The sequence below is a fragment of the Streptomyces sp. NPDC057616 genome, from assembly GCF_042800575.1.
Classification (GTDB): Bacteria; Actinomycetota; Actinomycetes; order Streptomycetales; family Streptomycetaceae; genus Streptomyces.
The window spans coordinates 91,609-112,700 of the sequence record NZ_JBHVGU010000014.1 but is presented as its reverse complement, the minus strand read 5'-3'; the positions used below and the strand labels follow the sequence as shown (position 1 = coordinate 112,700).

Genomic DNA, 21,092 nt, shown 5'->3' with positions numbered 1-21,092 from the left:
TTCGGTTCGTTCTGGTCCAATATATGCGCATATAAAGGGCAGACCGTTCAGTAGCTTCCTTCTTTTCGTTGACACCTCCGCGACACACATACCTAACATGCATACATGTTGAGTAAGTGCCGCTGGTGGCGCGACGCAGTGATCTACCAGGTGTACGTCCGCAGCTTCCTGGACAGCACCGGCGACGGCATCGGCGATCTGGCCGGGGTCCGCGCGGGGCTGCCGTATCTGAAGAAGCTGGGCGTGGACGGGATCTGGCTGAGCCCCTTCTACCCCTCGCCCCAGCACGACCACGGCTACGACGTGGCCGACTACTGCGACGTCGACCCGCTCTTCGGCGACCTCGCCGAGTTCGACCTGCTGACGGCGGCCGCCCGGCGGCTCGGCGTCAAGGTGCTCCTGGACGTCGTGCCCAACCACTGCTCCAGCGAGCACCCGTGGTTCCAGGAGGCGCTCGCCGCGGCGCCCGGCAGCGCGGCCCGCGCCCGCTTCCACTTCGCCGACGGCCGCGGCCCGGGCGGCGCCGAGCCGCCCAACAACTGGCACTCCATGTTCGGCGGACCGGCCTGGAGCCGGGTCACCGAGCCGGACGGCACCCCCGGCCAGTGGTACCTGCACATGTTCGCGCCAGAGCAGCCCGACTGGAACTGGCGCACCCCCGAGGTCGGCGCCGAGTTCGACCGGGTGCTGCGCTTCTGGCTGGACCGGGGCATCGACGGCTTCCGCATCGACGTCGCGGCCGGTCTCTTCAAGCACCCCGACCTGCCCGACTCGGACGACCCCGAGGCCGACGCCCGCACCCGCGACTCGGTCAACCCGCTCGCCTGGAACCAGCCCGAGGTGCACGACGTGTGGCGTCACTGGCGGGCGGTGTGCGAGGAGTACACGGCACGCGACGGCCGTGAACGGCTGCTGGTCGGCGAGGTGTCCGTGCCGAGCGCCCGCGAACACGCCCGCTACGTACGGCCGGACGAGCTGCACCAGGCCTTCTTCTTCGACCTGCTCAGCGCCCCGTGGGAGGCCGGCGCCTTCCGCAAGGTCATCTCCGAGGCCATGCAGGACATCGCCGGCACCGGTTCCACGGTCACCTGGGTCCTCAACAACCACGACCAGGTCCGCACCGTCACCCGCTACGGCGAACCCGCCACCGAGGGCAGCGGCCTCGGCGCCGCCCGCGCCCGCGCCGCCGCCCTGCTGATGCTGGCGCTGCCCGGCGCCGCGTACATCTACCAGGGCGAGGAGCTGGGTCTGCCCGAGGTCGTCGACCTGCCCGACGACGTGCTCACCGACCCGATCTTCCGCCGCACCGGCAGCCGGGCGCGGATCCGCGACGGCTGCCGGGTGCCGCTGCCCTGGTCCGGGCAGGCCTCGCCGTTCGGCTTCACCTCCGGCGCCGAGAGCGCGCGGCCCTGGCTGCCGCAGCCGTCGTACTTCGCCGAGTACGCCACCGACCGCGCCCTCGCGGACACCCACTCCTTCTGGCACCTGTACCGCGACGGCCTCCAACTGCGCTCCGCGCTGCCGCAGTTGGGCGAGGGAACGCTCGAGTGGCTGGACACCCCGCCCGGCGTCCTCGGCTTCGTCCGCGGCGACGGCCTGGTCTGCGCCGTCAACTTCGGTACCGCGCCCACCCCCGCGCCCGTCTCCGGCACCCCGCTGCTGTCCAGCGGCCCGTGCCCCGCCGGGGTGCTGCCCGGCTCGACGGCGGCCTGGTGGCTCAGCGACCTCTGATCTCCGCCGCGCCCCGCGGCGGCTGCCGATTTCTCGTCAACTTCCCACCCCTCGAAGGGACATCAATGATGATGCGACGACGCACGACCCTGCTCACCGGCTGCACCGCCCTCGCCCTGGCGCTCGGCGCGACCGCGTGCGGAGGCGGCGGTCCTGTCTCCGCCGGCGGCGGTGACAAGGCGCTCAGCGGCCAGACCGTCACCGTGGCCGGCGTCTGGTCCGGCAGCGAGCAGAAGAACTTCCAGAAGGTGCTGGACGCGTTCACCGCGAAGACCGGTGCCAAGACGCAGTTCACGTCCACCGGCGACAACGTCTCCACCGTCGTCGGCAGCAAGATCGAGGGCGGCAACGCGCCCGACGTGGTGATGGTCCCGCAGGTCGGCGTGCTCCAGCAGTTCGCGCGCAAGGGCTGGCTGACGCCGCTGTCGGCCACGGCCGGGAAGTCGGTGGACGCCGGGTACGCGTCCGTCTGGAAGAAGTACGGCAGCGTCGACGGCAAGCTGTACGGCCTGTACTTCAAGGCGGCCCACAAGTCGACCGTCTGGTACAGCCCGGACGCCCTCGACCAGGCCGGCGTCAAGCCGCCGACGACGTACGACGCGATGCTGAAGGCCGGGCACACCGTCTCCGACTCCGGCCTCGCCGCCTTCTCGGTCGCCGGACAGGACGGCTGGACGCTCACCGACTGGTTCGAGAACATCTACCTCTCCCAGGCGGGCCCCGAGAAGTACGACGCCCTGGCCGCCCACAAGCTGAAGTGGACCGACGCGTCGGTGGTCAAGGCGCTCGGCACGCTCGGCAAGCTCTTCAAGGACAAGCAGCTCGTCGCCGGCGGCCGGAAGGAGGCCCTCAACACCGACTTCCCGGGCTCGGTGGAGAAGGTCTTCGGCCCCAAGCCCGAGGCCGGCATGGTCTACGAGGGCGACTTCGTCGCCGGGGTCGCCCACGACCAGTTCGGCAAGGCGATCGGCAAGGACGCCGACTTCTTCCCCTTCCCCGCGGTCGACGGCGGCAAGGCGCCGGTGGTCAGCGGCGGTGACGCGGCCGTCGTCCTCAAGGACGGCAAGAACTCCAAGGCCGGCATGAAGCTCCTGGAGTACCTGGCGACCCCCGAGGCCGCGGCCGTGTGGGCGAAGGCCGGCGGCTTCCTCTCCCCGAACAGGAAGCTCGACCTCGGCGAGTACGGCGACGACGTCACCCGCGCCACCGCCAAGTCCCTGGTCGGCGCCGGGGATTCGGTCCGCTTCGACATGTCCGACCAGGCACCGGCGGCGTTCGGCGGGACCAAGGGCGCGGGCGAGTGGAAGCTGCTCCAGGACTTCCTGCGCGACCCCTCGGACCCGAAGCGGACCGCGGCGCAGCTGGAGGACGCCGCGGCCAAGGCGTACAAGGGCTGACCTCCTATGACCGCGACTTTGGTGAAAGAGACAAGTCCACCCGGTACCGGGGCTGTTGAACGGGCCCGCCGCTCGCGCCGGCGGGCCCGGATCATCGCCGTGCTGTTCGCCTTCCCGGCGCTGCTCCTGCTGGGCGCACTGGTGGTGTACCCGGTGCTGTTCTCGGTCGGCCGCAGCTTCTTCGACGCGTCCGGCACCCGCTTCGTCGGCGGTGAGAACTACACCGAGATGTTCCGCGACCCGGCGACCCTCAAGGCCGTGCGGAACACGGCCATCTGGGTCGTCGTGGCGCCGGCGCTGCTGACCGGCCTGGGCCTGGTCCTCGCCGTCCTGGTGGAGAAGGTCCGCTGGGCGACCGCCTTCAAGCTGCTGCTGTTCATGCCGATGGCGGTGTCCTTCCTCGCGGCGGGCATCATCTTCCGGCTCGCCTACGACGAGGACCCGAACAAGGGCGTGCTGAACGCGGCCGTGGTCTCCGTGCACGACGCCTTCAAGGGCACCTCGGAGTATCCGACGGCGCGGGCCCGGGTGGGTCACGGCCTCAAGGCGGGTCCGGACGGCTCGTACCGGACGAGCGCGGGCGTCTCGCCGGGGAACTCGGTGGCGCTCGGGCTGGTCGGGGTGGCACCGAAGGACCTGCCGTCGGGGGCCGAGCCGGCCTACGCCGCCGCGGCCCGCAAGGCGGCGCCCGGCGAGCTGAGCGGAGTGGTCTACCTGGACTTCACCCCCGGCGGGGGCGGAGAGCAGGGCAAGGTCGACCGGCGCGAGAGCGGGCTGCCGCGGATGAAGGTCGAGGCGGTGCGGTCCGACGGGACGACGGCCGGGAGCACCACGACGGCCTCCGACGGCTCCTTCGCGTTCAAGGACCTCGGCTCCGGCTCGTACACGGTGGCGCTGCCGGCCTCGAACTTCGCGCAGCCCTACGACGGCGTCTCCTGGCTCGGGCCCGCTCTCGTCACGCCGGCCATCATCGGCGCGTACCTGTGGATCTGGACGGGCTTCGCGATGGTGCTGATCGGCGCGGGACTCGCCACGCTGCCGCGTGACGCGCTGGAGGCGGCGCGGATGGACGGCGCCAACGAGTGGCAGATCTTCCGGCGGATCACGGTGCCGCTGCTCGCGCCCGTGCTGACGGTGGTCTTCGTGACCCTCGTGATCAACGTGATGAAGGTCTTCGACCTCGTCTACATCATCGCGCCGGGCCCGGTGCAGGAGGACGCCACCGTGCTGGCCACCCAGATGTGGCTGGTGTCCTTCGGCGGCGGCAACAACCAGGGGCTCGGCAGCGCGCTCGGTGTGCTGCTCCTGCTGCTGGTCGTGCCCGCCATGGTCTTCAACGTCCGTCGTTTCCGAAGGAGTCAGCGATGAACGCGGTCAGGCGCGGCCTGAGCAGCGGGCTGGTGCAGGCCTTCCTCGTGCTGATCGGCCTGGTGTGGCTGACGCCGCTGGCGGGGCTGTTCCTGTCCTCGCTGCGCTCCAGCCAGGACTCGGCGAGCAGCGGCTGGTGGAAGGTGTTCTCCAGTCCCGGTCAGCTGTCCTTCGACAACTACTCGGCCCTGCTGAAGAACGCCGGGATGACGCAGGCCTTCTGGAACACGGTGCTGATCTCGGTGCCGGCGACCGTCCTGGTCGTCGTCCTCGCGGCGCTGGCCGGATACGCCTTCGCCTGGCTGGACTTCCCCGGCCGGGAGTCCGTCTTCCTGGTCGTGGTGGCGCTGCTGGTGGTGCCGGTGCAGATCGGCCTGCTGCCGGTGGCCAAACTCTTCGGCGAACTGGGCCTGTTCGGCACGATCCCGGGCGTGGTGCTGTTCCACGTGGCCTACGGACTGCCGTTCGCGGTCTTCCTGCTGCGCAACTACTTCGCCGAGATGCCCAAGGAGATGCTGGAGGCCGCGCGGATGGACGGCGGCAGCGAGTGGCGCATCTTCACGCGCCTGGTCCTGCCGGTGGGCCGCCCCGCGATCGCCTCGCTGGCCATCTTCCAGTTCCTCTGGGTCTGGAACGACATGCTGGTCGCCCTGCTGTTCGCCGACAGCTCCTCGCAGCCGCTGACGGTCCAGCTCCAGTCCCAGATACGCCAGTTCGGCAGCAACATCGACGTGCTGGCACCCGGCGCGTTCGTCTCCCTGGTGGTACCGGTGGTCGTGTTCTTCGCGTTCCAGCGGCACTTCGTGCAGGGGGTCATGGCGGGATCGGTCAAGTAGCGGAAAGAACGCGGCGGGGGTGGAGACTCCCTTGGGGGGGATGGGTGTTTTTGTTTTTTGGGTTCAGGGGGGATTGGGGGGGGGGGGGGGGGGGGGGGTGGGAAGGGGAGAAAAAAGAAGGGGGGGGGGGGGAACCCCCCCCCCTCGTTCCTGTACGAGCCTCGGGTACGAACCTCAGGGCGACGCCGGCGGATAGAGCGACCGCGGCAGCTGCGAGGCCGCCGAGTCGTCCAGCAGCCACAGCGTGCGCGAGCGCCCCCGGGCGCCCGCCGCCGGGGCCTGGACCTCGCCCGCGCCCGAGAGGGCGATCGCGGCGGCCTCGGCCTTGTCCTCGCCCGCGGCGAGCAGCCAGACCTCGCGGGCGGCGCGGATCGCCGGGAGGGTGAGGGTCACCCGTGTCGGGGGCGGCTTCGGCGCGCCGTGCACGCCGACCACCGTACGGTCCGTCTCCCGGACCGCCGGGAGCTCGGGGAAGAGCGAGGCCACGTGCGTGTCCGGGCCGACGCCGAGCATCAGGACGTCGAAGCTGGGAACGGAGGCGTGGTTCTCGGGGCCGGCCGCCCGGGCCAGCTCCTCCGCGTACGCCTCCGCCGCCGCCTCGACGTCCGCCCCGTACGGCCCGTCCGACGCGGGCATGGCGTGCACGCGCTTGGGGTCCAGCGGGACGGCGTCCAGCAGCGCCTCGCGGGCCTGCGTGACATTGCGCTCTGGGTCGCCCTCGGGCAGGAAGCGCTCGTCCCCCCACCACAGGTCGAGCCGGCCCCAGTCGATCGCGTCCCGGGCCGGCGCGGCCGCCAGCGCGGCCAGCAGGCCGTTGCCGTTGCGGCCGCCGGTGAGGACCACGGACGCGTAGCCCCGGGAGGCCTGTGCGTCCACGACCTTCGTGATCAGACGGGCCGCGGCGGCCTGCGCCATCAGCTCCTTGTCGTGGTGCACGACCAGCTGCGGAGTGCTCACGGGGCCGCCGCCTCCTTGCCGGACCCGGGCGTCTCCTGGTCCGTCACCTGCGCCTGCGCCGTCTCCTTGCGCGCGGGAGCTTCCGCAGCGCCTTCGCCAGCGGTCTCGACGGCGACCGGTTCTCCTTTGGGGGCGGGGTCCAAGAACGCGGGCACCGGCGCCGGTCCCTCGTGCAGCCGCTCCACGCCGAAGCGCAGCGCCGAGGCGTACGTGTCGTCCGGGTCCAGCCGCCGCAGCTCCTCCGCGATCAGCTCGGCCGTCTCACGCCGCTTCAGCGCCACCGCGCGGTCCGGCTGGCCCTGGATGGAGAGGGTGGCCAGCGCGCCGTCGGCCCGGTCGAGCACTATCCGACCGGTGTCGGTGGCCATGCGGACCGCGGTGAGACCGGGGCCGTTGGACAGCGACCGCTTCACGGGCACGGCCAGCCGGTCCGCCAGCCACATCGCCAGCAGCTCGCAGCTCGGGTTGAACTCCTCGCCCTCCACCTCGACGGCCTCCACCTTGCAGGTGACCTGGTCGAGCGCGGCGGCCAGCATCGAGCGCCAGGGCGTGATGCGGGTCCAGGACAGGTCGGTGTCGCCGGGGGTGTAGGTGTCGGCGCGGGCCGTCAGCTCCCGCACCGGCTGCTCCGCGGCGTACGTGTCGGTGACACGGCGCTGGGCGAGGGCGCCCAGGGGGTCGTTCGCCGGGTCGAGCGGTGCGTTGACCGGCCACCAGACCACCACCGGGGCGTCCGGCAGCAGCAGCGGCAGCACCACCGACTGGGCGTGGTCGACCACTTCGCCGTACAGCCGCAGCACGACCGTCTCGCCCGTGCCCGCCTCCGCGCCCACCCGTACCTCGGCGTCCAGGCGGGACGACGTGCGGTCGCGGGGGGTGCGGGAGAAGCGCTTGATGACCACGAGCGTGCGCGAGGGGTGCTCGCGCGAGGCGTCGTTCGCCGCCTTCAGGGCGTCGTACGCGTTCTCCTCGTCCGTCACGATGACCAGCGTGAGCACCATGCCCACGGCCGGCGTGCCGATGGCCCGCCGGCCCTGCACCAGCGCCTTGTTGATCTTGCTGGCCGTGGTGTCCGTGAGGTCTATCTTCATGGCCGGCGCCAGCTCCGTCCCTCTCGTGCGAGCATTTCGTCCGCCTCGACGGGGCCCCAGGTGCCGGACGGGTACTGGGCGGGCTTGCCGTTCTGGTCCCAGTACTGCTCGATCGGGTCGAGGATCTTCCAGGACAGCTCGACCTCCTCGGTGCGCGGGAAGAGGTTCGAGTCGCCGAGCAGCACGTCGAGGATCAGGCGCTCGTACGCCTCCGGGGAGGACTCGGTGAAGGACTCGCCGTAGGCGAAGTCCATCGACACGTCCCGGATCTCCATCGAGGTGCCCGGCACCTTCGAGCCGAAGCGGACCGTGACGCCCTCGTCCGGCTGGACGCGGATGACGATCGCGTTCTTGCCGAGCTCCTCCGTCGCCGTGTGGTCGAAGGGGGAGTGCGGCGCCCGCTGGAAGACGACCGCGATCTCGGTCACCCGGCGGCCCAGGCGCTTGCCGGTGCGCAGGTAGAACGGCACACCCGCCCACCGCCGGTTGTCGATCTCGACCTTGATGGCGGCGTAGGTGTCGGTCTTCGACTTGGGGTCGATGCCCTCCTCCTGGAGGTACCCGACCGCCTTCTCGCCGCCCTGCCAGCCCGCCGCGTACTGCCCGCGCACGGTGTCCCGGCCCAGGTCCTTCGGCAGCCGTACGGCCCCGAGCACCTTGGTCTTCTCCGCGGCCAGCGCGTCCGCGTCGAAGGAGGCGGGCTCCTCCATGGCCGTCAGGGCCATCAGCTGCAGGAGGTGGTTCTGGATGACGTCGCGGGCGGCGCCGATGCCGTCGTAGTAGCCGGCGCGGCCGCCGATGCCGATGTCCTCGGCCATGGTGATCTGCACGTGGTCCACGAAGGACCGGTTCCAGATCGGTTCGAACATCGTGTTGGCGAAGCGCAGCGCCAGGATGTTCTGGACGGTCTCCTTGCCCAGGTAGTGGTCGATGCGGAAGACCTGGTCGGGGGCGAAGACCTCGTGGACGATCGCGTTGAGCTCCTCGGCCGACTTCAGGTCGTGGCCGAAGGGCTTCTCGATGACCGCGCGGCGCCAGGAGCCGGAGCTCTGGTCGGCCAGCCCGTGCTTCTTCAGCTGCTGGATCACGACCGGGAAGGAGCGCGGCGGCACGGACAGGTAGAAGGCGAAGTTGCCGCCGGTGCCCTGTGCCTTGTCGAGCTCGTCGATCGTGGCGCGCAGCCGCTCGAACGCGTCGTCGTCGTCGAAGGTGCCCTGGACGAAGCGCATCCCCTGGATGAGCTGCTGCCAGACCTCCTCACGGAACGGCGTGCGGGCGTGCTCCTTGACGGCGTCGTGGACCTCCGCCGCGAAGTCCTCGTGCTGCCACTCGCGGCGGGCGAAGCCCACCAGCGAGAAGCCCGGCGGCAGCAGACCCCGGTTGGCGAGGTCGTACACGGCGGGCATGAGCTTCTTCCGTGACAGGTCGCCCGTGACGCCGAAGATGACCAGGCCCGACGGCCCCGCGATACGCGGGAGCCGTCGGTCTGCGGGGTCACGCAGCGGGTTGCTGCTCGACAAGATCTCAGCCCTCCGAGGGGGCGAGGCGCTCCAGCTCCGCCTCGGTCGACTTGAGCAGGTCGTTCCAGGACGCCTCGAACTTCTCGACGCCCTCGTCCTCCAGGAGCTGCACCACCTCGTTGTACGAGATCCCGAGCTTCTCGACGGCGTCGATGTCGGCGCGCGCCTGCTCGTACGTCCCGGTGATGGTGTCGCCGGTGATCGAACCGTGCTCCTCGGTGGCCTCCAGGGTGGCCTCCGGCATGGTGTTGACCGTGTTCGGCGCGACCAGGTCGTCGACGTACAGGGTCGGCTTGTAGGCCTTGTCCTTGACACCGGTGGAGGCCCACAGCGGACGCTGCTTGCGGGCGCCCGCCTTCTCCAGCTCGTTCCAGCGGGCGGAGGAGAAGACCTCCTCGTACGCCTGGTAGGCGAGGCGCGCGTTGGCGACGGCGGCCTTGCCGCGCAGCGCCTTGGCCTCGTCGGTGCCGAGCGCGTCGATCCGCTTGTCGATCTCGGTGTCCACACGGGACACGAAGAAGGACGCGACGGACCGGATCAGGGAGAGGTCCAGGCCGCGCGCCTTGGCCTTCTCCAGGCCGGACAGGTAGGCGTCCATGACCTCGCGGTAGCGCTCCAGCGAGAAGATCAGCGTGACGTTGACGCTGATGCCGAGGCCGATGACCTCGGTGATCGCCGGCAGACCCGCCTTGGTGGCCGGGATCTTGATCAGCGTGTTGGGGCGGTCGACCAGCCAGGCCAGCTGCTTGGCCTCGGCGACCGTCGCCTTGGTGTTGTGGGCGAGGCGCGGGTCGACCTCGATCGACACGCGACCGTCCTGGCCGTCGGTGGCGTCGAAGACCGGGCGCAGGATGTCAGCCGCGTCCCGGACGTCGGCGGTGGTGATCATGCGGACGGCCTCTTCGACGGTGACCTTGCGGGCGGCGAGGTCGGACAGCTGCTGGTCGTAGCCGTCGCCGCCGCTGATCGCCTTCTGGAAGATCGTCGGGTTGGTGGTGACGCCCACGACGTGCTGCTGGTCGATCAGTTCGGCGAGGTTGCCGGACGTGATCCGCTTGCGCGACAGGTCGTCCAGCCAGATCGCGACGCCTTCTTCGGAGAGGCGCTTCAGTGCGTCTGTCATGGAATTACATCTCCTACGGTCGTATATGAGCGTCAGCGCTGGGCGGCGGCGATGGATTCCCGCGCCTTGGCGGCCACGTTCTCGGCAGTGAAGCCGAACTCGCGGAAGAGGACCTTGCCGTCGGCGGAAGCACCGAAGTGCTCCAGGGAAACGATGCGGCCGGCGTCCCCGACGTACCTGTACCAGGTCAGTCCGATACCGGCCTCGACCGCGACCCGCGCCTTCACGTTCGGCGGCAAGACGCTGTCCCGGTACCCCTGGTCCTGCTCCTCGAACCACTCCACGCACGGCATGGACACGACCCGGGTGGGCACCCCGTCGGCCTCCAGCTGCTCGCGCGCCTCGACGGCGACGTGCACCTCGGAGCCGGTCGCGATCAGGATGACCTCGGGGGTGCCGTTCGACGCCTCGAAGAGGACGTAGCCGCCCTTGGCCGTGTTCTCGTCGGGCTCGTACACCGGCACGCCCTGGCGGGTCAGCGCCAGGCCGTGCGGGGCGCCCTTGCCGAAGACCTTGGTGTAGCGGCGAAGGATCTCGCGCCAGGCGATCGCGGTCTCGTTGGCGTCGGCGGGGCGCACGACGTTGAGGCCGGGGATGGCGCGCAGCGACGCGAGGTGCTCGACCGGCTGGTGGGTCGGGCCGTCCTCGCCGAGACCGATCGAGTCGTGCGTCCACACGTACGTCACCGGCAGGTGCATCAGGGCCGACAGCCGCACGGAGTTGCGCATGTAGTCGGAGAAGACCAGGAACGTACCGCCGTAGACACGGGTGTTGCCGTGCAGGGTGATGCCGTTCATCTCCGCGGCCATGGAGTGCTCGCGGATGCCGAAGTGGATGGTCCGGCCGTACGGGTCCGCCTCGGGCAGCGGGTTGTCCGCCGGCAGGAACGAACTCGTCTTGTCGATGGTGGTGTTGTTGGAGCCGGCCAGGTCGGCGGAGCCGCCCCACAGCTCGGGGATCACGGCGCCGAGGGCCTGCAGCACCTTGCCGGAGGCGGCGCGGGTGGCGACGCCCTTGCCCGGCTCGAAGACCGGGAGCTTCTCCTCCCAGCCGGCCGGCAGCTCGCCCTTGGCGATGCGGTCGAAGTCGGCCGCGCGCTCGGCGTTGTTCTGCCGCCACAGCTGGAACGACTTCTCCCACTCGGCCTTCGCCTCGCGGCCGCGCTCCTGCGCCTGGCGGGTGTGCTTGAGGACCTCGTCGGCGACCTCGAAGTTCTTGCCGGGGTCGAAGCCGAGGACGCGCTTGGTGGCCGCGACCTCGTCGTCGCCGAGCGCCGAGCCGTGCGCGGCCTCGGTGTTCTGCGCGTTCGGCGCGGGCCAGGCGATGATCGAGCGCATCGCGATGAACGACGGCCGGTCCGTCACCTGCTTCGCGGCCTCGATCGCGTTGTAGATCGCGTGCGGGTCGAGGTCCCCGTCCGGCTTCGGCGCGATGCGCTGCACGTGCCAGCCGTACGCCTCGTACCGCTTGACGGTGTCCTCGGAGACGGCCGTCTCGGTGTCGCCCTCGATCGAGATGTGGTTGTCGTCCCACAGCAGGATCAGGTTGCCGAGCTGCTGGTGGCCGGCCATCGAGGACGCCTCGGAGGAGATGCCCTCCTGCAGGCAGCCGTCACCGGCGATGCAGAAGATGAAGTGGTCGAAGGGGGACTCGCCCTGCGGGGCGTCCGGGTCGAACAGGCCGCGCTCGTAGCGGGCGGCCATCGCCATGCCGACGGCGTTGGCGACACCCTGGCCCAGCGGGCCGGTCGTGGTCTCGACGCCCGTGGTGTGGCCGTACTCCGGGTGGCCGGGGGTCTTGGAGCCCCAGGTGCGGAAGGCCTTCAGGTCGTCCAGCTCCAGGCCGAAGCCGGCCAGGTAGAGCTGTGTGTAGAGGGTCAGGGACGAATGGCCGGCGGACAGGACGAAGCGGTCGCGGGCGACCCAGTCCGGATCGGTGGGGTCGTGCCGCATCACCTTCTGGAAGAGGGTGTACGCGGCGGGCGCCAGGCTCATCGCCGTACCCGGATGGCCGTTGCCGACCTTCTGTACGGCGTCGGCGGCCAGGACGCGGGCGGTGTCCACGGCCCGCTGGTCCAACTCGGTCCACTCGAGGTCTGTGGTGGTCGGCTTGGTGCTCACCCTGAGTCAGGGCTCCTCTCCACATGTCACGCATGTCGAATGCCGGCGCACTGGACGCCCACCGGCGCTGTCGAGCCTACCCCCGTGAGAACGTGCATTTTTTCGAGTCATTCCAGACTGCCGGGCCTGGCGGGGATCCGCCTCCCGACTGCCCGGATCCGTGGTCGGCAACTGAATACGCAGCCGCTGTCCGGACTGCTCAATCGAGCTTCAGTACGACGTCCGGGGGCACCCGGGCCCCGCCGGTCAGGGCCCCCCGCCAACACGACCCCACCCCCGCGAAGGTCGGGGTACGGGCAACGTCTAAAGTGGCGTGGTACGCGCGAGCCTTTACCGGTACTTCACATGGGCGGGGGCTCGCTGGGATGTCTCTGTAGGGGTGTGCGTGACGGCCGTCGAATCCCGTCCAGCGGGTGTACTCGGTGCGAGCGAGAGCCCGCGTCACCGGCCGTTCGGGGCCCGTGTCAAGGCGTTCGTGGCGCTGACCAAGCCGCGGATCATCGAGCTCCTGCTCATCACCACCGTGCCGGTGATGTTCCTCGCGCAGCGAGGAGTGCCGGACCTGACGCTGGTCCTGCTCACCTGCCTCGGCGGCTATCTCTCCGCGGGCGGCGCCAACGCGCTCAACATGTACATCGACCGCGACATCGACGCCCTGATGGACCGCACCTCGCAGCGGCCGCTGGTCACCGGGATGGTCGGTCCGCGCGAGTGCCTCGCGTTCGGCATCACCCTGGCGGTCGTCTCGACGCTGCTGTTCGGGCTGGCCGTCAACTGGCTGTCCGCCTGGCTGTCGCTCGGAGCGCTCCTCTTCTACGTGGTCGTCTACACGATGATCCTCAAGCGCCGCACCTCGCAGAACATCGTGTGGGGCGGCATCGCGGGCTGCATGCCGGTGCTCATCGGCTGGTCCTCCGTCACGAACTCGATGTCGTGGGCGCCGGTCATCCTCTTCCTCGTCATGTTCTTCTGGACCCCGCCGCACTACTGGCCGCTGTCCATGAAGGTCAAGGAGGACTACGCGCGCGTGGGCGTGCCGATGCTCCCGGTCATCGCCTCCAACAAGGTGGTCGCCAAGCAGATCGTCATCTACAGCTGGGTGATGGTCGCGGTCTCCCTGCTCCTGACGCCCCTCGGCTACACCGGCTGGTTCTACACGACGGTCGCCCTGGCGGCCGGCGGCTGGTGGCTGTGGGAGGCGCACGCGCTGCAGAACCGCGCCAGGTCCGAGGTGACAGGCGGGAAGCTGAAGGAGATGCGCCTGTTCCACTGGTCCATCACCTATGTGTCGCTGCTCTTCGTGGCCGTCGCGGTGGACCCCTTCCTGCGCTGACCGACGGTCCTACGGGTCGCCGGCGCGACGACGACGTCCGACGGGCGGGGGGGGGGGGGGAGGAGAAACACCCCCCCCCCCCCCCCTTGAGGTCCCCCCCCCTCGCCCCCCCTCCCCCTCCAAAAAAAAAAAAAGCGGGGGGTGGGGGGGGGGACCCGTTGGGGGGGGGGGTGGGGGTTGGGGGGGGTGGCGGGGGGGGGGGGGGGTTGGGGGGGGGGGGGGGGTGGGCCCCCCCCCCCCCCCCCCCCCGTCGCCGTTGGAGCTACCCGTCGGTAGCATCCTGGCCATGGCAGAGACAGAGCAGGTTGACCCGAAGGCCGGGCGCAAGGTGGCGCGCCTCGCCCAGCAGATCAGCGCCTTCGCCAAGGCGCACGGCGGGGCCGAGGGACAGGTGGCCTACATCGGCGAGCGCGGCGCACGCATCGTCCTGGTCGGCGAGGACGGCGGCTGGGGCGACCTGGTGGCGCCCTCGTACGAGCTGGCCGGGCAGGCCGTGCAGAAGGCCGGCATCACCGTCCACGAGTCCTTCGACGGCGAGTTCGCGGCCAAGGTGAGGACCGGCCCGTACGAGTGGACGCGCATGGCCGGGATCCAGCTGGGCGGTCCGAGCAACACCTGACGCCGGTTCACCCGTTAGGACGTGTGAGGAGCACAGGTCCACCGAACGGGGAGCCCGGATGATCGAAACGCCGTCCCTCGTGGACCAGTACTGCCACGGCGTACTGAAGACGGAGCTGGGCCTCGGCACCTTCGAGGCCCACCTGGCCCGTACCGAGGGCCCGCCCGCGCCCGGCACCACCCTCTTCGACACCCAGACCGGGTTCGCGGTCCGGCGCTGGTGCCCGCCGTTACTCGGCCTGGAGCCGCACTGCCCGCCCGCCCGCTACCTCGCCCGGCGCCGTGAACTCGGCGTGCCGGAGACGGGCCGAAGACTGCTGCGCGGCAGCGGCATCACCACCTACCTGGTCGACACCGGGCTGCCCGGCGATCTGACCGGGCCCACCGAGATGGCGTCCTCGGGGGACGCCGAGGCCCGCGAGATCGTCCGCCTGGAACTGCTCGCCGAGCAGGTCGCCGACACCTCCGGCACCGTCGAGTCCTTCCTCGCCAACCTCGCCGAGTCGGTGCACGGCGCCGCCGTGCACGCCGTCGCCTTCACCTCCGTCGCGGGCCTGCGCCACGGCCTGGCGCTCGCGCCCGAGCCGCCCGGTCCGGGCGAGGTGCGCGGCGCCGCGGCCCGCTGGCTGAGCGGCCGCCGCGTGGGCGGCGAACTGACCGACCCGGTCCTGCTGCGGCATCTGCTGTGGATCGCGGTCGCCTCCGGCCTGCCGCTCCAACTGCACGCGGGACTGGGCGAACCGGGCACGCGCATCGACCGTACGGACCCGGTCCTGCTGACCGACTTCGTCCGCGCGACGGCGGGGCTCGGCACCGACCTGATCCTGCTGCACGGCTATCCGTACCACCGCCACGCCGCCCACCTCGCCGGCGTCTTCCCGCACGTCTACGCCGACTCGGGCGCCGCGCTCGTACGAACCGGGGCGCGGGCGGCGACGGTCCTCGCGGAGATCCTCGAACTCGCCCCCTTCGGCAAGATCCTCTTCTCCAGCGGCGCCCACGGCCTGCCCGAACTGCACGTGGTGGGCGCCCGCCTCTTCCGCGAGGCCCTCGGCCGGGTGCTCGGCGGCTGGGTCTCCGACGGTGCCTGGTCCCTGTCGGACGCCCAGCGGGTGGCGGGCCTGGTGGCGGCGGGGAACGCGCGCAGGGTGTACGGGCTGGAGTGAGCCGGGACCGCGCCCCGCGGGCGGCCCCGGCCCGGCTCCGCTCAGGACGACCAGCCGCGCTGCACCTTCGGCAGGCCGCCCTCCGGTCCCGTCGACTCGTCGTTGCGGTGGACGACCCGGGACACCGCCGCCGCGTTGTCGGCACGGCAGAACTGGGTGTCGTAGTCGCCGTACTCGACCGGTTCGCGCGTGTGCGGTCCCACCACCACGCAGTTGAACCCGTCCTCCGGGTCCAGCGGAGGCTGGGTGCGCATCTCCGCCCCGACGGCCAGGCTGTTGGAGAGGATCACCCAGGCGCCGAACTCCTCGACGCAGCGCTGGGCCGCCTGCCGGTCCCAGCGGGTGGCCTGCCGGCTGATCGGCGAGGAGAAGAGCGGCACGAGGATGTGCGAGACACCGAGCGCCTGGAGCTTGGCCTCCCACTGCACGGACTGCTTGATGTCCTCGCAGACGAAGACCGCGATCCGGCCCAGCGAGCTCTCCAGCACCGTGATGTCCAGGCCTCTGGAGATGTCCTCGACCGCGAGCTTCTCGTGCGGCTCCCCGGGCAGCCGCCAGGTGGTGGCGACCCTCGGGGTCACGGTGAAGCCGGCCATCTTGTCCTGCTCCAGCACGATCTCGCCCGTGCGGCAGTCCATCAGGACGGCACGGTTCGGCGGCGGGCTGCTGTCGCCGAGCGGGCCGGTGCCCAGCAGTGCCCACTGCAGCCTGCTGTGGTCCGGCAGTTCACCGAGCAGGGTCCGCCACTGCTGGAGCAGGGGCGGGGAGAGCGTGCTCTCCGGCAGCACGGCGATGTCGGCGCCCGACCGGCCGAGTCCGCGGACCACCTGACCGACGCGGTCGTTGAGCCGCCCCGTGGACGGCGTGACGCGGTAACGCCGGCGCTCGTTTCTCTGGTGCCATTCGAACTCCAGCTCGGCATATTTTTCCAGCATCGGAACGGCGCCGACGGAAATCTCCTCGCCCGCCGCGAAGGCCGGATCATTGCGGCTCGGTATTCGATCGATGTGGATTCGGCGGAGGTCCTCCGGGGTGACCCGGTGCACGTTGAAGAAATCGGCTTTCGCCGCTCCCTCCGCCATCACCTTTCCCGGTCGCGTGCAACGCGGCAGGAGCACCCCTTTCGTCTTTCCTCTGGGATTGTTGAGACGGTGGTGGCGGAGGTAGCGGATGCTGAGCCAGGCCATCGTCTGTGTGTCGTAGCTCGGGCTGAACGGGTTGGCCGCGGCCAGTGCCCAGTCCAGGCCGAGCAGTGCGGCGAAGACGCCCCGGTCGCCGTGAAGTTCGGCCTCCTTGGCGACGGTTTTGGTGAGCCGGGGCGTGACGCGGCCGGTCCGCAGCACACTGGTGCACACGCGGTCCGCGAACCGTCGAACGGTCGAAACCCGCAACCAATCGGTCGCTTCTTCCCCACAGAAGCACTCGTCCGGAAGCAGGTCGTAAAGGACCACGAAAAGATCGGCCGGATCTGCGGGTAAATCGGCCCCGTTGATCGGATTCTCGGCGTCGCGCACTGAATTTGCGTCCATGTATCCCCCCGATGCGTGAGCGCGTAACCCGAGGTTAACGGCTTGGGGGCATATGCGCCGCACGCCCGTCGAGAAACGTGTAACAAAAAGGACTCGCAGATCCACTTCTCGGGAAAAGAATCATGGCGCTATCACTTGACACTCACTTGACATCGAGGGATGGTGAATGAGGACCCGAGTGACGAGCCACTGAGGAGATCGGGGGATGCGACATGAGCGACACGGATCGAGTGCGACATGACCGGGTGACCGAGGTCCGGAACCTGTTGGAGGAGATGGCGCTGGACAGCGGGATGACGGAGGGGAGCTTCAGCTCGCTGGGCATGCTCATCACCGACTCCTCGCTGGCGGCCGACGAGCCGGCGCTGCGGGCGGCCCACGACGGCCTGCGCGGGCTGTACGGCAAGGTGGCCCGCCCGGGCGAGGACGGCGACACGGACGCCAAGACCATGGAGCAGCGCGGACGTCTCCTCGGCCTGCTCGACGTGACGTTCTGGTCGCTGCGCCGGCTGCCGTCCGAGCTTCAGCTGAACCTCGACCCGCACGGCCACGCGGCCCGTTTTCTGACCGAGATCGCCACCGAGCCCGGACTGAGCAACGCCCAGCTCGCCGAGCGGCTCGGTGTGGACATCACCGAGGTCAGCAGGGTCGGCCGCAAACTGCTGGCGTCCGGAGTGGCGTGGAAGAGCCGTCAGTGGCGCTACAACTGCTGGAACATCACACCGCGCGGTGCCGCCTATCTGGAGCAGGCGGGCCTGGCCGGCCGGAGGTCGGCGGCGAAGTAGCGCCGGCGCGACGGACGGGGGACAGCCGTGGAGGAGGGGCCGACGCGGTCCGGGGAGCCGGCGCCGGGCACCGGGCCGGAGCGGACGACCGTCGGGGAGCAGTACGCGACGACGCGCGACATCGTCGTCCTGACCGCCGTGCTGCTCGTGCTCGTCGTCTCGCTCGCGGCCGTGCTCGTCCAGGCCTGGCCGCCGCCGGTCACCACGGTCGGCGGCGTCGCGCGGGAGCGTCCGTCAGGGTCCGGGCTCCTGCTGTGGCACGCCGTGCTGCCGCGTGACACCCGCCTGTTCCTCGTGGTCGCCGCGGCGGGCGGCCTGGGTTCCCTGATCCACGTCCTGCGCTCGCTCTACGAGTACGTCGGCAACCGCCGGCTGCGGCGCAGCTGGCTGCTGATGTACGCGCTGGAGCCGGTCGTCGGGGCGGTGCTGGCGCTCGTCGTGTACTGCGTGCTGCGCGGCGGGCTCACCACGACGATGGCCTCGTCCGGCGACATCAACCCCTACGGAGTGGCCGCCGTGGCCGCGCTGGTCGGGATGTTCTCCCGGCAGACCGTGCAGAAGCTCGTCACCGTGTTCGACACGCTGCTCGCGCCCGCCCAGCAGACCACCGACCGCCTCGGCGGCGATCCGGGCGCCAGGAGCGCGTCCGCGGGGGAGCGGCGGGACGACGGGTCGGACCCCGACAGGTCGGACCCCGACGGGTCAGACCCCGGCCCCGACCGCTGATCCGGACTGCGCGGGCCCCGGGATCTCCAGAGTGGTCTGCGGCCGCTCGCGCAGCGCCAGCAGCACCCGCAGCACCCAGATCCAGATCAGTGCCGAGCCGAGCATGTGGAGACCGACGAGGATCTCGGGCAGGTGCGTGAAGTACTGGACGTAGCCGATGACGCCCTGGGCCAGCAGGATCAGGAACAGCTCGCGGGTGCGGGCCAGCGGGCCCTTCGGGGCGTCGACCGCCTTGAGGATGAACCACAGGGCGAAGGTCAGCGTGACCACGATCCAGGCGAGCACGGCGTGCAGCTTGGCGACCGTCTCCCAGTCGATCGGGATCCGCGCGACCTCCTTGGAGTCGCCCGCGTGCGGCCCGGCGCCGGTCACCACGGTGCCGACCGCGATCAGAAGCACCGAGGCGAGGACCAGGAACCACACCAGCTGCTGGACCGGCTTGCCGACCAGCGGACGGGGCGCGCCGTCGCCCTCGCGGGTGCGCTGCCACATCACGGCCGCGACCGCGATCAGGCCCGAGGAGAGCAGGAAGTGCGCCGCGACGGTGTAGGGGTTCAGGCCGACCAGCACCACGATGCCGCCCAGGATCGCGTTGCTCATCACGATCCAGAACTGGGCCCAGCCGAGCCGGGTCAGGCTGCGCCGGTACGGCTTCTCGGAGCGGGCCGCGATGATCGCCCAGCCGACGGCCGCGCACAGCACGTAGGTGAGCATGCGGTTGCCGAACTCGATGGCTCCGTGGAAGCCCATCGCGCTGGTCGTCGTGAGCGAGGTGTCCGTGCACGTCGGCCAGGTCGGGCAGCCGAGCCCGGAACCGGTCAGCCGCACCGCACCGCCGGTGACCACGATGATCACCGCCATGACGAGCGCGGAGAGTGCCGCACGCCGGACCGTCCTGGGTGTGGGGGTCCAGCGGGCTGCGATGAAGGAGAGCGGGTTGCGCAGTGCCGCCAAGGCGTCGGCGCGGGTCACGTTTGGCACGCGCACCATCGTAGGCGCCCGCTTGTGCACTCGTTCACGAGGGTCCATGACGGCCCTGCCCCCACCCCTACTCCCAGCGGAAGAACTTCCCGGCCGCCGCCAGGCCCACGACCGCCCACACGGCCAGGATCCCCAGGTCGCCCCAGGGCATGGACGCCCCGTGCTGGAGCACGTCGCGCAGGCCGTCGGAGAGCGCCGAGATGGGCAGCAGGCCGAGCACGTCCTGGGCGCCCTGCGGGAACTTGTCCATCGGGACGATCACGCCGCCGCCCACGAGGAGCAGCAGGAAGACCAGGTTCGCGGCGGCCAGCGTCGCCTCGGCCTTGAGCGTTCCGGCCATCAGCAGCCCGAGGCCCGAGAAGGCGGCCGTGCCGGCGATCAGCAGGAGCAGCACGGCCGCGGGGTTGCCGTGCGGCGACCAGCCCAGCGCGAAGGCGATCACCGTCAGCAGGACCACCTGCATGACCTCGGTCACCAGCACCGACGCCGTCTTCGCCGTCATCAGGCCCCAGCGGGGCAGCGGGGAGGAGGCGAGGCGCTTGAGGACGCCGTAGCGGCGCTCGAAGCCCGTGGCGATGGCCTGGCCGGTGAACGCCGTCGACATCACGGCGAGCGCCAGGATGCCGGGGGCGAGGAAGTCGACGGAGCTGCCCGCGCCGGTGTCCACGATGTCGACCGAGCTGAACAGGACCAGCAGCAGCGTCGGGATCACGACCGTCAGCAGCAGCTGCTCGCCGTTGCGCAGGAGCATCTTCGTCTCGAGCGCCGTCTGCGCGCCGAGCATGCGGGTCAGGGGCGCCGCGCCGGGCTTCGGCGCGTACGTACCGGTGGCCGTGGTCACGAGCGGAGCTCCTTGCCCGTCAGTTCGAGGAAGACGTCTTCGAGGGTGTGCCGCTCGACCGAGATCTTGTCCGGCATCACCCCGTGCTGCGCGCACCAGGACGCCACCGTCGCGAGCAGCTGCGGGTCGACCTTGCCGTTCACCCGGTACGAGCCCGGCGTCAGTTCCGCCGCCGAGCAGTCGGCGGGCAGCGCCTTGAGCAGGGAGCCGACGTCCAGCCCCGGGCGGCCGACGAAGCGCAGCGTGTTCTCGGCGCCGCCGCGGCACAGGGCCTCGGGGGAGCCCTGGGCGATGACCCGTCCGGCGTCGATGATCGCGACGTCGTCGGCGAGCTGCTCGGCCTCGTCCATGTAGTGCGTGGTGAGGACGACCGAGACGCCGTCGGCGCGCAGGTCGCCGATCAGGTCCCAGGTGGCGCGGCGGGCCTGCGGGTCGAGGCCGGAGGTCGGCTCGTCCAGGAAGACCAGTTCGGGGCGGCCCACGACCGCCATCGCGAGGGCCAGGCGCTGCTGCTGCCCGCCGGAGAGCCGACGGTACGTCGTGCGGCCGCACGAGCCGAGCCCCAGCCGCTCGATCAGGGCGTCGACGTCCAGCGGGTGCGCGTGCAGCTTGGCCACGTGCCGCAGCATCTCGTCCGCCCGCGCGCCCGAGTAGACACCGCCGGACTGCAGCATCACGCCGATCCGGGGATGCAGCTGACGGGCCTGGCGCACCGGGTCGAGGCCGAGCACGCGCACCGTTCCGGAGTCCGGTCTGCGGTATCCCTCGCAGATCTCGACGGTGGTCGACTTGCCCGCGCCGTTCGGGCCGAGTACGGCGGTCACGCCGGCCTGGGCCACCAGGTCGAGGCCGTCCACAGCGGTTTTGGTGCCGTACCGCTTCACCAGGGCCTGAACCTGGAGCACGGGCTCACTTCGCATGGGCCCGAGTCTAGGTACGGGCCCGCCCGTCCCGTCGGGCGGGTGCAAGA

Annotated in this window: 18 protein-coding genes; 9 read left to right on the top strand and 9 right to left on the bottom strand. The window is 70.8% G+C overall.

What is annotated here, in order from left to right; translation table 11 throughout:
* The first annotated feature begins 105 nt into the window (after window positions 1-105).
* The 4 genes from ACFU97_RS19415 (at window position 106) to ACFU97_RS19400 (ending at window position 5,332) form a co-directional block, all read left to right on the top strand.
* A complete protein-coding gene (locus ACFU97_RS19415) occupies window positions 106-1,731 on the top strand; it encodes an alpha-amylase family glycosyl hydrolase (RefSeq protein ID WP_384257855.1) in 1,626 nt (541 codons plus the stop codon).
* A gap of 68 nt (window positions 1,732-1,799) precedes the next feature.
* Window positions 1,800-3,128 (top strand): ABC transporter substrate-binding protein, encoded by a 1,329-nt coding sequence (locus tag ACFU97_RS19410; protein WP_384258093.1) that lies wholly within the window; start codon window positions 1,800-1,802, stop codon window positions 3,126-3,128.
* Window positions 3,129-3,134: 6 nt separating this feature from the next.
* Window positions 3,135-4,496 carry a carbohydrate ABC transporter permease gene (locus ACFU97_RS19405; protein WP_384257853.1) on the top strand — a complete coding sequence of 454 codons (1,362 nt, stop codon included), beginning with the start codon at window positions 3,135-3,137 and terminating at the stop codon, window positions 4,494-4,496.
* Window positions 4,493-5,332, top strand: a complete 840-nt coding sequence (locus ACFU97_RS19400; RefSeq protein WP_384257850.1) for a carbohydrate ABC transporter permease — start codon at window positions 4,493-4,495, stop codon at window positions 5,330-5,332. Before ACFU97_RS19405 ends, ACFU97_RS19400 begins: the two co-directional genes overlap by 4 nt.
* 174 nt (window positions 5,333-5,506) lie before the next feature.
* Here the strand turns inward: ACFU97_RS19400 and pgl are convergent, their stop codons facing one another.
* The 5 genes from pgl to tkt are packed head-to-tail and all read right to left on the bottom strand — an operon-like array spanning window position 5,507 to window position 12,143.
* Window positions 5,507-6,289 (bottom strand): 6-phosphogluconolactonase, encoded by a 783-nt coding sequence (gene pgl, locus ACFU97_RS19395; protein WP_384257848.1) that lies wholly within the window; start codon window positions 6,287-6,289, stop codon window positions 5,507-5,509.
* Entirely contained in the window at window positions 6,286-7,380 is a 1,095-nt protein-coding gene (opcA, locus tag ACFU97_RS19390) for a glucose-6-phosphate dehydrogenase assembly protein OpcA (RefSeq protein ID WP_384257845.1), read from the bottom strand. The genes pgl and opcA overlap by 4 nt, the downstream gene beginning before the upstream one ends.
* On the bottom strand, window positions 7,377-8,903 hold the full coding sequence (gene zwf / locus ACFU97_RS19385; protein WP_384258091.1) for a glucose-6-phosphate dehydrogenase: 1,527 nt from the start codon (window positions 8,901-8,903) through the stop codon (window positions 7,377-7,379). Before zwf ends, opcA begins: the two co-directional genes overlap by 4 nt.
* Window position 8,904: 1 nt before the next feature.
* Window positions 8,905-10,023, bottom strand: coding sequence for a transaldolase (gene tal, locus ACFU97_RS19380; protein WP_384257843.1), 1,119 nt, complete (start codon window positions 10,021-10,023; stop codon window positions 8,905-8,907).
* A 32-nt stretch (window positions 10,024-10,055) separates the two neighbouring features.
* Window positions 10,056-12,143 (bottom strand): transketolase, encoded by a 2,088-nt coding sequence (tkt, locus tag ACFU97_RS19375; protein ID WP_384257841.1) that lies wholly within the window; start codon window positions 12,141-12,143, stop codon window positions 10,056-10,058.
* A 379-nt stretch (window positions 12,144-12,522) separates the two neighbouring features.
* Between tkt and ACFU97_RS19370 the strand changes: the two genes are divergently transcribed.
* The 3 genes from ACFU97_RS19370 (at window position 12,523) to ACFU97_RS19360 (ending at window position 15,260) form a co-directional block, all read left to right on the top strand.
* On the top strand, window positions 12,523-13,476 hold the full coding sequence (locus ACFU97_RS19370) for a heme o synthase (protein WP_384257838.1): 954 nt from the start codon (window positions 12,523-12,525) through the stop codon (window positions 13,474-13,476).
* Between the two features lie 286 nt (window positions 13,477-13,762).
* Window positions 13,763-14,095, top strand: a complete 333-nt coding sequence (locus tag ACFU97_RS19365) for a hypothetical protein (RefSeq protein ID WP_384257836.1) — start codon at window positions 13,763-13,765, stop codon at window positions 14,093-14,095.
* Between the two features lie 58 nt (window positions 14,096-14,153).
* The gene (locus ACFU97_RS19360) at window positions 14,154-15,260 is read left to right on the top strand and encodes an amidohydrolase family protein (protein WP_384257833.1); all 1,107 of its coding nucleotides are present in this window, start codon (window positions 14,154-14,156) and stop codon (window positions 15,258-15,260) included.
* Between the two features lie 41 nt (window positions 15,261-15,301).
* Here ACFU97_RS19360 and ACFU97_RS19355 read toward each other — a convergent pair whose 3' ends face one another.
* On the bottom strand, window positions 15,302-16,615 hold the full coding sequence (locus ACFU97_RS19355; protein WP_384257831.1) for a hypothetical protein: 1,314 nt from the start codon (window positions 16,613-16,615) through the stop codon (window positions 15,302-15,304).
* Between the two features lie 419 nt (window positions 16,616-17,034).
* On the opposite strand from ACFU97_RS19355, the gene ACFU97_RS19350 reads away from it, so the two are divergent.
* The gene (locus ACFU97_RS19350) at window positions 17,035-17,574 is read left to right on the top strand and encodes a hypothetical protein (protein WP_384257829.1); all 540 of its coding nucleotides are present in this window, start codon (window positions 17,035-17,037) and stop codon (window positions 17,572-17,574) included.
* Window positions 17,575-17,601: 27 nt separating this feature from the next.
* Complete coding sequence (locus ACFU97_RS19345; protein ID WP_384257826.1) at window positions 17,602-18,300, top strand: hypothetical protein; 699 nt, start codon at window positions 17,602-17,604, stop codon at window positions 18,298-18,300.
* On the opposite strand, the gene ACFU97_RS19340 is transcribed toward ACFU97_RS19345, so the two are convergent.
* The 3 genes from ACFU97_RS19340 to ACFU97_RS19330 are packed head-to-tail and all read right to left on the bottom strand — an operon-like array spanning window position 18,277 to window position 21,042.
* Entirely contained in the window at window positions 18,277-19,290 is a 1,014-nt protein-coding gene (locus ACFU97_RS19340; protein WP_384257824.1) for a heme A synthase, read from the bottom strand. The two genes, ACFU97_RS19345 and ACFU97_RS19340, sit on opposite strands and share 24 nt — an antisense overlap.
* A 58-nt stretch (window positions 19,291-19,348) precedes the next feature.
* Window positions 19,349-20,065 (bottom strand): ABC transporter permease, encoded by a 717-nt coding sequence (locus tag ACFU97_RS19335; protein ID WP_384258089.1) that lies wholly within the window; start codon window positions 20,063-20,065, stop codon window positions 19,349-19,351.
* Window positions 20,066-20,118: 53 nt separating this feature from the next.
* Window positions 20,119-21,042 (bottom strand): ABC transporter ATP-binding protein, encoded by a 924-nt coding sequence (locus ACFU97_RS19330; protein ID WP_384257821.1) that lies wholly within the window; start codon window positions 21,040-21,042, stop codon window positions 20,119-20,121.
* Between the last annotated feature and the right edge of the window lie 50 nt (window positions 21,043-21,092).